The organism is Psychrobacter sp. A3, assembly GCF_028823565.1.
Taxonomy (GTDB): Bacteria; Pseudomonadota; Gammaproteobacteria; order Pseudomonadales; family Moraxellaceae; genus Psychrobacter; species Psychrobacter celer.
Window position 1 is genome coordinate 20,711 of record NZ_JAPEHS010000020.1, and the last position, 15,045, is coordinate 35,755.

General features: G+C 46.0%; 13 protein-coding genes and 1 other RNA gene. 6 read left to right on the plus strand and 8 right to left on the minus strand.

The annotated features are described in order from the left end of the window. Nucleotides 1-4 precede the first annotated feature (4 nt). Both ahcY and NK638_RS04705 read right to left on the minus strand, forming a co-directional pair. Nucleotides 5-1,429 carry an adenosylhomocysteinase gene (gene ahcY / locus NK638_RS04700; protein ID WP_274632135.1) on the minus strand — a complete coding sequence of 475 codons (1,425 nt, stop codon included), beginning with the start codon at nucleotides 1,427-1,429 and terminating at the stop codon, nucleotides 5-7. A 322-nt stretch (nucleotides 1,430-1,751) separates the two neighbouring features. Next, entirely contained in the window at nucleotides 1,752-3,647 is a 1,896-nt protein-coding gene (locus NK638_RS04705; protein ID WP_274632136.1) for a TonB-dependent receptor plug domain-containing protein, read from the minus strand. A gap of 337 nt (nucleotides 3,648-3,984) precedes the next feature. On the opposite strand from NK638_RS04705, the gene NK638_RS04710 reads away from it, so the two are divergent. Both NK638_RS04710 and NK638_RS04715 read left to right on the plus strand, forming a co-directional pair. Then, the gene (locus tag NK638_RS04710) at nucleotides 3,985-4,869 is read left to right on the plus strand and encodes a hypothetical protein (RefSeq protein WP_274632137.1); all 885 of its coding nucleotides are present in this window, start codon (nucleotides 3,985-3,987) and stop codon (nucleotides 4,867-4,869) included. Continuing rightward, complete coding sequence (locus NK638_RS04715) at nucleotides 4,811-6,052, plus strand: mechanosensitive ion channel family protein (RefSeq protein WP_274632138.1); 1,242 nt, start codon at nucleotides 4,811-4,813, stop codon at nucleotides 6,050-6,052. Before NK638_RS04710 ends, NK638_RS04715 begins: the two co-directional genes overlap by 59 nt. Nucleotides 6,053-6,152: 100 nt before the next feature. Here the strand turns inward: NK638_RS04715 and NK638_RS04720 are convergent, their stop codons facing one another. From NK638_RS04720 to NK638_RS04740, 5 genes are all read right to left on the minus strand, one after another. Beyond that, entirely contained in the window at nucleotides 6,153-6,785 is a 633-nt protein-coding gene (locus tag NK638_RS04720; protein WP_274632139.1) for a DNA-3-methyladenine glycosylase family protein, read from the minus strand. Nucleotides 6,786-6,917: 132 nt separating this feature from the next. Then, the gene (locus NK638_RS04725; protein ID WP_274632140.1) at nucleotides 6,918-7,649 is read right to left on the minus strand and encodes a Smr/MutS family protein; all 732 of its coding nucleotides are present in this window, start codon (nucleotides 7,647-7,649) and stop codon (nucleotides 6,918-6,920) included. Between the two features lie 69 nt (nucleotides 7,650-7,718). Next, entirely contained in the window at nucleotides 7,719-8,588 is an 870-nt protein-coding gene (trpC, locus tag NK638_RS04730; RefSeq protein WP_274632141.1) for an indole-3-glycerol phosphate synthase TrpC, read from the minus strand. A gap of 66 nt (nucleotides 8,589-8,654) precedes the next feature. After that, entirely contained in the window at nucleotides 8,655-9,776 is a 1,122-nt protein-coding gene (gene trpD / locus NK638_RS04735) for an anthranilate phosphoribosyltransferase (protein ID WP_201586208.1), read from the minus strand. Nucleotides 9,777-9,903: 127 nt separating this feature from the next. Further along, a complete protein-coding gene (locus NK638_RS04740) occupies nucleotides 9,904-10,527 on the minus strand; it encodes an anthranilate synthase component II (protein ID WP_274632142.1) in 624 nt (207 codons plus the stop codon). Nucleotides 10,528-11,088: 561 nt separating this feature from the next. Between NK638_RS04740 and NK638_RS04745 the strand changes: the two genes are divergently transcribed. The 3 genes from NK638_RS04745 (at nucleotide 11,089) to NK638_RS04755 (ending at nucleotide 13,849) form a co-directional block, all read left to right on the plus strand. Further along, complete coding sequence (locus tag NK638_RS04745; protein WP_274632143.1) at nucleotides 11,089-11,271, plus strand: hypothetical protein; 183 nt, start codon at nucleotides 11,089-11,091, stop codon at nucleotides 11,269-11,271. A 166-nt stretch (nucleotides 11,272-11,437) separates the two neighbouring features. Then, the gene (gene glnA / locus NK638_RS04750; RefSeq protein ID WP_274632144.1) at nucleotides 11,438-12,847 is read left to right on the plus strand and encodes a type I glutamate--ammonia ligase; all 1,410 of its coding nucleotides are present in this window, start codon (nucleotides 11,438-11,440) and stop codon (nucleotides 12,845-12,847) included. A gap of 198 nt (nucleotides 12,848-13,045) precedes the next feature. Continuing rightward, nucleotides 13,046-13,849, plus strand: a complete 804-nt coding sequence (locus tag NK638_RS04755; RefSeq protein ID WP_274632145.1) for a DUF4124 domain-containing protein — start codon at nucleotides 13,046-13,048, stop codon at nucleotides 13,847-13,849. 127 nt (nucleotides 13,850-13,976) lie between these two features. Here the strand turns inward: NK638_RS04755 and NK638_RS04760 are convergent, their stop codons facing one another. Next, a complete protein-coding gene (locus NK638_RS04760; RefSeq protein WP_274632146.1) occupies nucleotides 13,977-14,693 on the minus strand; it encodes an SIMPL domain-containing protein in 717 nt (238 codons plus the stop codon). 251 nt (nucleotides 14,694-14,944) lie between these two features. On the opposite strand from NK638_RS04760, the gene ffs reads away from it, so the two are divergent. Continuing rightward, nucleotides 14,945-15,041: signal recognition particle sRNA small type (ffs, locus tag NK638_RS04765), an RNA gene on the plus strand. Nucleotides 15,042-15,045 lie beyond the last annotated feature (4 nt).

Consider the following 15,045-nt stretch of genomic DNA (forward strand, 5'->3'; position numbering starts at 1 on the left):
CTCCTTAGTATTTATAAGCGTCAGGCTTAAACGGGCCTTCGACAGGAACGCCTAGATACTCGGCTTGCTTTTCGGTCAGCTTCGTCAAGGTACCGTTAAAGCCTGCAACCATCGCTGCTGCGACTTCTTCGTCGAGTTTTTTCGGTAGTACTTTGACGTACAAGTTGTCCGCGCGTGCATCCATTGGCAAATCAGCGAATTTTTCTTCAAACAAGTACATTTGCGCCAAGACTTGGTTGGCAAACGAGCCGTCCATCACGCGTGACGGGTGACCGGTTGCGTTACCTAGGTTGACCAAGCGACCTTCGGCAAGCAAAATCAGATAGTCGTTTTCGTCATCTGAGCGGAACACTTGATGTACTTGTGGTTTGATCTCAACCCAGCGCCAGTTGTCACGCATAAATTGCGTGTCGATTTCGGTGTCGAAGTGACCGATATTACAGACGACCGCACCAGGCTTTAATGCTGCGAGCATGTGTCTGTCACAGACATGATAGTTACCTGTCGTTGTGACGATCAAATCAGTGTCTGCTAGCAACCGCTTGTTGATGCTGTCTGCGCCGCCGGTGTTATCGCCATCGATGTATGGAGACAATACTTCATAGCCGTCCATACAGGCCTGCATCGCACAGATAGGATCGACTTCTGAGACACGTACGATCATGCCTTCTTGACGTAGGCTTTGGGTTGAGCCTTTGCCCACATCACCATAACCAATGACTAGCGCGCGGCGACCTGCAAGGAACATGTCGGTTGCGCGTTTGATGGCGTCATTTAAGCTATGACGGCAGCCGTATTTGTTGTCATTTTTTGATTTGGTCACCGCGTCGTTGACGTTGATAGCCGGTACTTTTAGCGTGCCTTTGTCTAGCATTTCGATCAAACGATGCACACCTGTGGTGGTCTCTTCTGAGATACCATGGATGCTATCGAGCATCTGTGGGTATTCATTGTGAATCAACGCAGTAAGGTCGCCGCCATCATCTAAGATCAAGTTGGCATCCCAAAGCTCGCCTGATGCTTCGCCGCCGACATGTACTTGCTGACGGAGGCACCACTCGTACTCTTCTTCAGTTTCGCCCTTCCAAGCAAACACAGGAATGCCAGCCGCCGCGATTGCTGCCGCTGCGTGGTCTTGCGTTGAGAAGATATTACATGAGGTCCAGCGTACTTCTGCACCGAGCGCAACGAGTGTTTCGATAAGCACTGCGGTCTGAATGGTCATATGAATACAGCCAGCGATTTTGGCGCCTTTGAGTGGCTGCTCGTCTTGATAGCGACGACGTAGACCCATCAATGCAGGCATTTCAGCTTCGGCAAGGGTGATTTCGCGGCGGCCATAGTCAGCCAGACTGATATCAGCGACTTTATAATCAGTAAAGGAAGGGTCGATGGTATGGGCAGAGGGGGTGGTAGACACTGCGTCCATAATATGCTCCTATCAGTGGTCAATGATTGATAAAAAGAATAAAAACGCAGGTGCCGTTATTTGCGCTGTTAATAAGCAAAAAATGCTGCAAACAGTTAACCGAGCCTAACATAATGCTTGATGTGCCTAGCGATAAAGCCTAGATGCAGTGATCGATGATTATGGCGCAACACCTCTCGGGAGGGTTATTGTAATAGATGAGTCTGTGATTGTCACCTATTGGCTGCGGAAAATCGTAAGTGTTGTCGTCATAAAAAAGGCCACCGCTGGGTGACCTTGATTTGTTTTGATAATTACATGCTTTTTATACTACTAGACAGATTTATTTCCAAGTATAAGTCAGAGAGGTTAGGAAGTTAGTACCGTCAGTGTTATAACCTGGCTCAGTGAGGTATTTTTCATTAAATACGTTATTTAAGCGAGCCGACATCGATAAGTTCGATGACAGCTGATAGTTGCCGCTGATATTTACAATATTGTAGTTGTCAATTTTAGAAGTATTTTCAATATTACTATAGTAATCGTCAACATATTGGTACTCTGCACGAATGTCTAAGTCAGAAAGTTGGTAGCCAACATAGACTATACCTTTATATTTAGGGCGAGTAGGCAAATAATTACCGTCGTTATCTTTACCACTATCATCTTTAGCTTCTTGATAGTCATAGCTTAAACCAAACAAATAGTTATTGAAAAACCAGTCGTTAGTTAAGGTGATACCTTCAATTTTGGCCTCAGCATAGTTTTTACGTTGATAGTTTGCATCACTTGCGATCATATCTTCTACTTTATTACGATAGCCAGTTAAGCGTGTAGATTGGAGTAAGGTGTCATACTCAACAAAAGCTTCATAGTTATCACTTGTCTCAGGTTTTAAATTTGGATCACCACCCCAGTCAAATAAATCATTAAAAGTTGGAACACGATAGCCTCTGGCGTAGTTAACACCAACACGTAGATCTGGTGTTAAGCGATAAGCAGCACCTAGGTTATAAGTAGTTTCACTATCATACTCAGAGTAATCATCATGGCGTACGTTAGCTTGTGCATCAATCTTACCTCTAGATAGCATATAGCCTAGAAAGCCACTGGTTACTTCTCGATTGTCAGCTTCGGGGTATGCACTTGTATCTATTTCTTGTTTTAAATGCTCTATACCATATAGCAATTTATCAGTCGCTACTGAGTGACTACCTACTAAGCTAACTTGTTTTTGTGTCGTATCATAGAAGCTAGTATAAGTAGTAGCTGTCGTTTGAGATTCATCGATAGAGTGACCATATGATAGTTTTACTGATGACGTAGGCGAGTAATTCCAATCGATGAATGCTTGAGCCGCACCGTTTTTTTGCTCTGACTGGGTAAAATCTTTCCCCGTAGTTTTGCCACTGTCAAAATCAGTCGTTGACTCACTGTATAATCCGCTAACGCCCACTTTTAAATCTGGATTGATTTTTTGGCTAAGGTGTAGGCTGTAGTTATCACTTTTGAAGCCATCTTCATCTAAATTATGAATGCCCCAAGGGTGAGTAGGAAACGTAGCGTTAATGCCATCCGTTTCATTATGACTGGCAGAGATACTTAAGCTGGTACCTTGGTCATTAATAAATTGAGCAGTAGCACCATATAAAAACTGATCGTGCGATCCTGCACCCACTGTGACTGATAGTTGACTTTGTTCAATGTTAGAACCTTTAGTGAATATTTGAATGACACCGCCCATGGCGTCAGCACCATAAATACTAGAACCAGAAGCTCCGTAGAGGATTTCAATACGATCGATCTGATCTGCAGGTAATAGGCTTAGAGCAGGCTCTCCAGTAGATATTGAACTATAGCGAATACCATCAATAAGCACCAATATTTGCTTGCTATCATAGCCACGGGCATAAAAGCTACCTACCGTTCCTAGTCCACCATTTTGTTTGTAATTGAAGCCTGGTTGATTTTTAATAACATCTAAAGCCGTTTGTCCTTGATAACGCTGTAGCTCTTCCTTATCAATCACGCGAGTTTGTGCAATCACATTACTGGTTTTGGTCGGCGTACGCGTCGCTGTCACGACAATTTTATCAAGCTCAACCTGTGGCATCTCACCGTTATCAATGCTGGTTGTCTCAGGGGTCACTGCCATCGCGGTGTTGGCGGCAAGCAAACCAAGCGCGCTTAAAATACTTAGGCGAAGATAGGTACGTGAAGATGAACGTGATAAAAACATGGTCGATTCCAAAGTAATCAAATTAAAAAATATAGAAATAAGAAATAACTATTAAGACGTAAAAGGTGTCAAAAGTTACAAAAAACAGTATATAAGCAAAACTGCGCTCATTATCTACAAAAATTATCCCTTTATAAACCACTTTAACCTAATCTTTCCTCAAGGTAGGTTGAATGACGCTCATGGTCGGAGCGGTAAAGCAAAGCGCCTAAATAAATTTGATGGCAGCCATCTACAAAAACATGCAATCAAAAGCACTGTTGTGATAAATAATTGTTATGATAGTAAGGGTTTTATCTGCCCTTTTTGTGCCACTCATCAAGCTAAGAGGTTTGTTTTGTCTATTAAGCACCATCTGACTTTTCGTCAGGCTCCAGATATACTGTCTACCAGCCTAAAAACCCCGTTTATCACTATGATGCTTTTGCTTATCATGGCGATGAGCGTACTGCTGCCCACAGCGTCCTTTGCTGCAGAAACGACAACGCTTGGCGTAAATGGCACGACTGGCAGTGAAGAGTCGGCGAGCACGCCTATACCAGATTCGTTTGGGCGCGACACGCCGCGCCATACGGTACAAGGGTTTATTAAGGCGCTGGGCGAAAACGACTACCTGCTGGCGAGCAATTACCTTAATTTGTCTAAGTCGGACAATCCCACCACGGTCGTGCGTCAGTTTAAGCAAGCACTAGATGCTGGCGGCCGTTTTCAGCCTGACCTACAAATCAGTAATACACCTGAGGGTAATCTCACGGATCAATTACCACCGAATCAAGAAAACGTCGGTGTGATTAATATCGGTGAAAAAAGTGTGCCGTTACTGTTAGAAAGAGTGGTGTCTAAGGAGAATGAGCAGTATTGGCAGTTTTCTAGTGAGACGCTCAGCTCGGTACCCGAAGTGATAGAAAACACCGAGCCGACGTTGGTGTCGCGCTATACAGTTGACTCATTGGAAGGCAAAAAGCTGTTTGGCTATCAGATGGCGGACTTATTGGCGGTGCTGACGATGATCGTCAGCAGTTTTGTCTTTACTTATATTTTAGTCTGGCTACTGTATCATCTTCTGCGAATCGCCTATCCGCGACTTTACTTATATTTTAGTCTGGCTACTGTATCATCTTCTGCGAATCGCCTATCCGCGAGTACGCGGCGTCCCGCTACCTTTGCCAAACAAAGTGGTACTACCACTCTCTGTGGTCATTATGGCGCTGATACTGTCTGAGGTGATGGTCTATGCTGGCGTCTCGGTGACGCTGCGAGAGCCGGTCAATCGTTTTGCTGATATCGCCTCGTGGTTGGCATTGACTTGGTTGTTACTGCGCGTCATTGATGCGATATTTACCCGCGCGGTCAATTTAAGCTATAAGAAAAACTATACCGAGCGTGTCTCTATCTTAGGGCTGCTACGAAAAGTCGTCAAAGCGTTGCTGCTCATCTTTGCGGTGATTGTCATCTTTGGTAATTTAGGGTTTGATTTGACCACAGGGATTGCCGCACTAGGGGTTGGTGGTCTGGCATTAGCGCTTGGTGCGCAAAAGACCATCGAAAACCTCGTCGGTAGTGTGGTGGTGGTCGCAGATTCTCCCGTACGCATAGGGGACTATTGTAAATTTGGCACGTATGAAGGCACGGTCATCGATATCGGTATTCGCTCATCACGCGTGCGTACCTTGACGCGTACCATCGTCACTGTGCCAAACGGTGATTTTTCTTCGATGCAAATCGAAAACTTTACCTCGCGTGATATGTTTCGGTTTTTTCATCAGCTGTATATTAAGCGTACCGCTGATATCGATGTGGTCTTTAAGATGGTCAAAGACTTAGATGAGTTTTTAAATGAGCATTATTTGACCAACCAAGAATGGAATCAGGTCCATATTTTAGAGCTGCGCCAAGATTGCTATGTGATTCAGCTGCAAGCCTATATCAACGCCAATAACGTAATGGAGTTTTATGATAAGCAAAACGTCGTGCTCGTTGATATATTAACTCAGGTCAAAAAATACGACGTCGAGCATGCACTGCCTACGCAGCAGCTGATAGTCAATCAAACCGATGTTGCGTCGTCTAAAGCAAACAGCGAGCAAAAATCTGATAATGACGAGTCTGCAAGTAACGCGTCAAAAGATGACGACATGGCTAATAAGACAGATGGTAGCGCCCAGCCTGCTCGCGACGACATGGATAAAAAACAAGATAAGCATCAGGATGATGCCCACAACATAGATCTGGATAAAGACCATAGAGCCAGCAAAGATAAAAAGACTGCCGCGTCACCTGACGCCACGGCGACCGAAAAACAACATGGCATCAAGGCGCTCAGAGAAAAAGGCCATGCGCTAAAAAAGAGGAAGTTTAAGCACACCAAACGCAAGTTTGGCTTGTCAATATGGAACCAGCCCTAAAAAGACAGCCATATAAGGCGTGGCATTGCTATAGTCGCTATAGAAACTATAATTGTTATAAAAAATATTTTCTGCAATGATGATAGTAAATCATGGGTTCTTAGATAGGCACAGCGGTCGTATTACGCAGCTGCCCGTAATACGACCAAAGCAATAGGCTGGCTGTGCTACGGTAAGGTGACCAATGCTGCGTTAGAGAGTGGAGTCGTTTTGGGGTAGGACGCTCAGGCAAGTCCAGCAGTGTCATGGCGGCAACTTTGATCGCCAAGTCATCAACAGCAAGGATGTCAGCGCGCTGTAAAGAAAACAATAAGTACATCTCAGCCGTCCAGCGCCCGATACCTGTGACGGTGGTTAGGATGTTTATCACTTCCTCATCTGGTAGGGTTTTTAGGCTAGCAAAGTCTATATCATGCGCAACCAAAGAGCGAATATAGCGAATTTTTTGTTTAGATAAGCCTTGGGCTCTGAGCGTGTCATCGCTTGCATGCTGAATCATGCTAGGAGTGGTCAAGCCGGTCTCAAGCAAACGCTGCCAAATACTGGCTGCCGCAGCGACAGACAACTGCTGGCCGACCATCGCTCGCATCAATTGCATAAAGCCGCCAGTATTGTGCCGCAGACTCGGTACGCCTACTTGCTCGTAGACCGGCGCAAATCTCGGCTCGATTGCTATCAACGCATCGATATGTGCTGCTAGCTGCTCAGAGGTATCAAGGGTCTGTATGCTCATCGTTATTTACTCTTATCGAAGTTACAAGGCGCACTATCTTCTAAAAAGCACATTATCCTATATTCTAAAACCACATCATCTATAAAAAAAGACTGCTTGTTGGGCAGTCTTTTTTTTGCTTTGCTTTAAGGCTTATTCACCCGCGCCTTTTGGTTTTTTTAGCAGTACTAGTACCGCACCATTGCCGCCATCTTTTGGTGAGGCCGAGCAAAACGCCAGTACTTCAGGCAGTTGACGGAGCCAGCCATTCACACAGGTTTTTAGGATGGCCTCAGAGCCTTTGCCATGGACGATTTTGACCACAGTTTCGTTGTTGGCTTTGGCTTGGCTGAGTAGTTGGGTCATCGCGGCGCGGGCTTCTTCGATGGTACAGCCATGGATGTCTACGGCATCATACCAGCGCAGTTTGCCTTTTTTTAGTTGATCGAATATTTTGTTTTGTAGGGTTGGCTGTTTGTACGATAAGTATGCTTCGCTTGCCACAGGATTGAGCAAGGCTTGCATGTCTGATAAGCCGGCGCCTAGATCGCTGCTTTCACTGCCTTGCGCGGCGGCACGTTTTGATAGAGTCGTGGCATCAGGTTTGCCAGCTTTGGTATTGGTGACAGGGGAGCGCACGTTTTTGTCTTCGAGCTGAGTGACGCCATGCATCGCTTGCATAAACAGCACTTTGTCGTCGTCGACATGCTCACTGTCTAGTTGTTTGACCGTTTTTTTGACTTGTTTTTGTGTCGGCAGCGATACAGGCTCAGTCGGTTTTTGGTTTTCGCCCTCAGGTGAGTTGGTATCACGGCCTTTACTCAGCTGGCCTTTTAGCTCTTTGAGCTGATCTTGCATTTCTTTAGAAAATAGAGAATTTGACATAACAGTTAAGGTATCGTTGGTTGATGAAAAGGTAGTTGGTAATGAATACTGTGGCATTTTTTAGTTACTTTACGCGTCTGCTGCGATGCCTGCAAGTAAGGATTGTAACGCTTGTCCAGGATGCTCGGTTTTCATAAACTGCTCACCGATCAAAAAGTGCTGAATGTCGTTGTTTAGCATCAGGCGAATATCAGCGCTGCTATGAATCCCACTTTCAGTCACGATAAGTGGCTGTTGTCCATGGCTGTCGGCGTCAGCGGCCAATGACTTGATTAAGGTGTTTTTTAACTCAAGCGTGGTCTGTAGATCGACATCGAATGTATTTAAATCGCGATTATTGATGCCATAGATGTTGTGGACACTACGAGGCAGCTGGAGGGCGCGCTCAAGCTCGGTTTTGGTATGGACTTCAATCAACACATCCATACCCAGATCGATACTCAGCGCATGCAGCTGCCGTGCTTGCGCATCATCAAGACACGCCATAATCAGTAAGATACAGTCTGCACCCAGCAAGTAGGATTGATAAATCTGATACACATCGACCATAAAGTCTTTACGCAGTAGCGGCAGGGTGGCGGCATTGGCCGCTGCCTCAAGGTAACTATCTTCTCCCTGAAAGTACTCGCGATCGGTGAGGACAGACAGACAACTGGCACCCGCCTGCTCATATTGCTGGGCGAATAATGCGGGGGCAAAGTTATGATTGATGATGCCTTTAGAAGGCGAGGCTTTTTTAATCTCGGCGATGATACCGATGCCGCTCTCGCTGGTGCTGGCCGCTCGTAGTGCCTGAGCAAAGCCGCGCCGCGGCTGCTGATTGCCCAGCACCTTGGCTTTTAAGTCATCTAGAGATAGCGCCTCACGAGCCGCTTTTACCTCAAGGTGTTTGGTCGCAACGATGCGCTGTAATACTGAAGGTATGTCTGTATGGGTCATGCTGGTGTCCGAATATGTCTAAAGGTAAAAGGGCAAAAGTCAGTGGGCGATGGCTGTATGAAAAACTTAAGTGTTTTGCGCCAGCTGCTGAGTATATTGTGCCAAAGACTCAAGCTTGGTCAAGGCATCGCCATTTTGAATGACCTTTTGAGCTCGGCTAACACCATTTGGATAGTTGCTGGCCAGTCCTGCCGTATAAATGGCCGCGCCTGCATTGAGTGCAATCATATCACGAGCCTTGAGCACCGCGCGATCATGAGTGTCTGTACCCGACAGGGCGGCGCGTATCAGCTCCAGACTCTCTTTAGGGGAGTCAACATCCAGACCGATGAGGGTTTGCGATTCGACCCCCGCGTCTTCTGGCCTCATCTCAAAGACTGTGACCGTACCGTCTTTTAGCTCAGCGACCGTCGTAGAAGTGGCCAAGCTGATTTCATCTAGGCCGTCTTTGGCACCGACCACCATGACGTGACGCGCCCCTAGATTTTTCATCACCTTAGCGATAGGCTCACACAGCGCTGCGGTAAAGACGCCAATGACCAGATTGGGCACGCCAGCTGGGTTGGTCAATGGCCCCAAAATATTAAATATCGTCCGCGCTTTTAGCTCACGGCGTACGGGGTTGGCATAGCGCATGGCGCTGTGGTGATTGGGCGCAAATAAAAAGCCAATGCCTTGATTTTCTATGCATTGCTTGGCCTGCTCTGGGCTGAGTGTCAAGCTAATCCCTGCTTGTTCAAGCAAATCGGAGCTGCCAGATTTGGTCGACACGCCGCGGTTACCATGTTTGGCCACTTGTGCCCCTGCCGCTGCTGCGACCAAGGCTGAAGCGGTAGAGACGTTAAACAAATTGGCACCATCACCGCCCGTACCGACGATATCGACCAGATAGTGGCAGTCTGCCGGTGTAATGTTGGCTGCTAAGTCACGCATGGCACTGGCCGATGCGGTAATCTCGTCGATGGACTCGCCTTTCATACGCAGACCCGTCAAAATCGCACCCATCATGGCATCACTACATCGACCCTGCATGATAATCAGCATGACTTGATACATCTCATCAAAGGTTAGGTCAATGTGCTGAAAAATTCTCGCCAATGCGGTGGTCAGGAGTTTGTGCGTCTGCTCATCAGACAGCTGAGCGATATGATCTGGGGTGGTGGTATCCTCTGTTTTTATTGTGCTCATTATTTTCTCGCTTAGTATTTTTATAAATAAGGGTTAAAAGGCGTGGGCGTTATGGATTATTTATCATTAGCATTGTCAGTAAATTGGCAAATAAATTGCCGCCAAACAGTCTTAAACTGAACGAACTTTAACCAGCTTGCGGTAAGGCATCTGTAGGCAGTACTGCCAAACCATGAGTGTGCAAAAAATTATTGAGCAGCTGATAGCCTGCTTGGCTTAGGATGGACTCTGGATGAAACTGCACGCCTTCAATGGCGTAGGCAGTATGACGAACGCCCATGATCTCCTCGATGCTACCATTACTATGTTGTGTCCAAGCAGTCATCTCTAGGCACTCAGGTAAGCTGGCCTGGTCAATCACCAGTGAGTGATAGCGGGTGACTTGCACGGGTGCTGGCAGGCCAAAAAATACGCCTTGGTCGTTATGATATACCGCAGATAGGCGGCCATGCATGACCGCGCCTGCCTTGATGATCTGCGCCCCAAAAGCCTGTCCAATGGCTTGATGGCCAAGACAGATGCCCAAGATAGGTATGACGCCCTTAAAGGCATCGATAACTTGCAAAGAAATACCCGCCTGGTCAGGGGTACACGGGCCAGGGCCAATTACGATCGCATCTGGTGCGAGGGCTTGGATCTGCTGGAGACTGATCTCATCGTTACGCCAGACGGTGATATCCTGCTGTAGTTCACCGAAGTACTGTACAATATTGTACGTAAAGCTGTCGTAATTATCGATCATCAAAATCATGTGGGTATCAACTTAGTTGGTTTGGCTTTTTTATAAATCTTAGCTTTATAAGTCTTGCTTTTGTAGATGTAGAAAGATAGCTGTGGTCGTTTTTTCCTTTTTTGCTACATGCTTGTTTGCTACATGCTTGAGCGTGCGCCAGCTTATAGGATTGTTACAGTTTCTATCGTCCGCCGTTATCTTACCACTATTTTGCGTGCTATCAAACGCAGCACGACAGCCGCTCATAAATATAGTTAGCTGAATATAAAACTGTTATGGATTTAAACGCGCTACTGGTATAAATTTTACTTGCGTGCTGCGTTCCCAGAGGCTGCGCAAAATTCATCCCAGTAGCGCTATGACATTTTTAGAGTGTATCGACTATAGATGCCATGTGTGCCGAGCAAGTGAGGTAAACGTGACATGAGGCAATGTATCAAAAATCGACTCACTCTGATATAGTCGATTGAGTTAAAACAGGGTGCAGTGCTGACCAGACAGGTGATTTGCCCCAAAAAAGAGCATTGAAGAGACAGGTTGCACCATTGTATGAGCTAATTTGGTGCATTAAAGACACTAATGGATGCGCCAAATCATCATATGGTGGTGATCGTCCAACAAGATATCTTTATCACGCATTGGCAAAAACACGCTAAACATCTGTATTTATTTACTATTTGGCTGCCGATGGATTTGCTGCACTGTCATGTGCCAAGCAGCTTGGCACAGCAGTTGCATCATTATTGTCAGCGGACAGTATGAGGGTTGATGATGAGCTGCTTCTTTATCAGCTACTGCTGCCTATCACTGTTTATTAATAATAATCAGCCAGCATTTGAACAAAGCAACATTGTCAGTCATATGTTGTTAAAATAGCGTTAAAACAGTTTATATTGCAAATATCTAATCAACACAACGGAGACTATTTATGTCAGATAAATTATTGGACCTTATCAAATCATCTAATGCTAAATGGGTTGACTTTCGCTTTACCGATACTCGCGGTAAAGAGCAACACATCAGTTTTCCTGCCTCTACCATCGACGAAGAAGTGCTAGAAGACGGCAAAATGTTTGATGGTTCATCTATTGCTGGCTGGAAGGGCATTGAAGCCTCAGATATGATCCTACGTCCTGACCCTGAAACGGCTTTTATCGATCCGTTCTTTGATGCCGTTACAGTCGTCGTGACCTGCGATATCATCGAGCCATCAACGCTACAAGGCTATGATCGTGATCCACGTTCTATTGCTCGCCGCGCAGAAGAGTATCTCAAATCAACGGGCATCGGTGACACGGCTTATTTCGGTCCTGAGCCTGAATTCTTTGTATTTGATGATGTTAAGTGGTCAGTTGATATGTCTGGCGTGAGCCACAAGATTACCGCTGAAGAAGCGGCTTGGTCCACCAACGAGACATACGAGTGGGGCAACATGGCGCATCGTCCACGCGTTAAGGGCGGTTACTTCCCAGTACCACCAATCGACAGCTCGCATGACATGCGTTCTGTGATGTGTGAGCGTATCGAAGAGATCGTTGGTGAAGGCCGCGTAGAAGTTCATCACCACGAAGTGGCGTCTTGCCAGTCTGAAATCGGTGTAGCGTTTAACACAATGGTACGTAAAGCGGATGAGGTTCAGCAGTTGAAATATGTTGTCCATAACGTGGCGCACCAGTTTGGTAAAACAGCGACCTTTATGCCAAAACCAATCGTTGGTGACAACGGTTCAGGTATGCACGTACATATGTCGATCTCAAAAGATGGCGTAAACACGTTCTCTGGTGATGAGTATGCTGGTTTGTCTGAGACCGCATTGTACTTCGTTGGTGGTATCATCAAGCACGCTCGTGCGCTGAATGCGATTACCAACCCATCAACGAACAGCTATAAGCGCCTTGTACCGCATTACGAAGCACCTATCAAGCTTGCGTATTCTGCATCAAATCGCTCAGCGTCTATCCGTATTCCGCACGTGAGCAGTCCAAAAGCAGTACGCGTCGAAGCGCGTTTCCCAGATCCAACAGCGAACCCATACCTAGCATTTGCTGCGCTATTGATGGCAGGCCTTGACGGTATCCAGAACAAGATGCATCCAGGCGAAGCTGCTGACAAAAACTTGTATGACTTGCCACCAGAAGAAGAAGCGCAAATCCCAACGGTAGCAGAGAGTCTAGATGTTGCACTACAGGCGCTAAAAGACGACCACGAGTTCTTATTAAAAGGCGATGTGTTCACCAAAGACATGCTAGATGCCTTTATCGCCCTAAAAGAAGATGAAGTACAACGTCTAAACGTGACTGTACACCCTGTCGAGTTCGATATGTACTACAGCTGCTAATCAGCTGCGTACTCAAAGCGCTGAATTTAAGCTAAATGTAAAATAACATCAAATCACCAGCTAAGTCCGCCTTAGCTGGTTTTTTTATGCGTAAAAATAAAAAGTACACCACCCGATAAATGAATAAAACATCGCTACTGATTTCGTCACGCAAATGCCGCATAATAGGAAGTATCAGACTGATTAGGTGGCTTGACCATGACGACATTTATCCTTGCTCATATAAAAAACACTCATATAAAAGACGCTGATGTAACAACCATCGCTCTAAAGTCCAGTACTCTAAAGACCAGAGGCATAAAAGCCAAATTTTTCGGTTTGCTGACAGCGCTGACCGTACTTTCAGTGAGTATCACAGTACCTATCGCAGTGCCTACCAGTCACGCAGCAACCATCTATAAAGTAGTCGATGAAAAGACGGGACAAGTCACCTTTACCGATCGGCCACAAAACTATGAACAGCAGACGGACAAAACCGTCAGTCAGACGGCTGTTTCTACTGGTAGAGACACGATTGGTCAGGTGACTGGCGAGGCGACCTCGTCATCTGCGCCTGTGAGCACGGTCAATAGCACAGATAATGCGCGCAAGGAAGTGAGCTATCAGCTTATGATCGCCGAGCCTAGCGAGACTCGCGCATATCGCCGTCCTGCTCAAAGCATCGAGGTGCGCGTACAGGTGACTATTTATCTTGATGGTAGTGAGGTTGCACAAGGGTTAAGTGCTTCTATCGCCACTGTCAATATTATGCCCGGCGCGCATAATATAAAGGCAGTCATACAAAATGAGAAAGGACAGCTGCTCAAAGAAAAAGCCCGTACGGTACATGTGATTCAAAACACTCAAACCCTCCAAAACAATAAAAAAATCGCGCAGCAGCGCTTAGCCTACCAAAATCTACCATGGCATCAAAAACTGCTGTTAAAACTGCGGCAAAAGGATGGCAGTCTACAAACGGTTCAAAATGCACAGCCTAAAACTAATGATGCTTTTACCAAATAAGCGCCATACCCTAATAGCATACAAAAAAGGGCAGTCACTACGATAAGTGGCTGCCCTTGATATCCTTTGATAGCTAGTTAGGTACTTATAAAGTTTTTTACTAACAGCTGTCTTTATGGCGCAAAAGCTATTTGGTCAGCTCGATGGTGCCGTTGGCGGTGACAGAGATGGTGCTATTGCCCGATTCAAAACTCTGACTAGGTACTGAAGCATCGGCGGCTTCTGCTTTCATATTCATGCTGCCATACATTGGACGAGGGTAGTTGTTTCCTGTGTTTAGATTGACCGTGACCACACGGTAGCCGCGTGCATTCCAAGCGCGCGTTAGGTTTTTGGCCTGCTGCTGAAAAGCGCGAGACGCTTCGGTCATCAGCTTTTGCTCTAGTGCGTCTTTTTTGCTGTCAGAGACGCCAAAGTTTAGATTATCCATCACTAGCGTTTCTTGCAAATCAGCAATTAGCTGGCTGGTAGCCGCAAAGTCGGTGCTTTTTAGATCGATACTGGCTTGCCCCGTCCAGCCAATGATTTTGTCGTTTTTATCATATCGCGGATAGGTGCGCTGCTGTCCGGTGCTGACCGTCACGCTCGGGTAGCGCTTAGCGATTTTCATGGCATTATTAATAGATGTGTTGAGTGTGGTGGCCAAGGCTTTTGAGGTACTGGCTTGGGCTTTTTTGTACATGCTGGCGCGTACTTCGTCATTTTGCACCTCTTCTTTGACTTCGGTTTGAAAGCTCAGCTGATCATAGCCTGTCGGCTCGGCATGCGCGCTACCCATCATGGCTGTCATTAAACAAGCAGTACAAGAAGCGATGGCCAGTTTATTCAATAGAGCATTTTTCATGGTTATCTCCTAAATCAATGTTAAGGGTATTCATATGAATACTTTCAAAAGGTATTTACAAAGGAAGTTGTACCTCTTATTTTTAAGTGTTGATATGTGTGCAACTTCATTCACTAAAATAGCAAAATCTGTATAAGTTGCTGTGAGAATTTTGTGAGCTAGGTTACAGACTTATTTTCGATTAAAAAAAACAGTTTTGAGATAGGGGTTGTAATACTAAAAAAATCTTGTATAATCTGCTCTGGTGGCTCCGTTGGTAGCCTCGCAACATTGTACTATGAATCCCGCCAGGACCGGAAGGTAGCAACGGTAGTAGATACAATGTGTGCCGAGGATGTGCTGACGGAGTCGC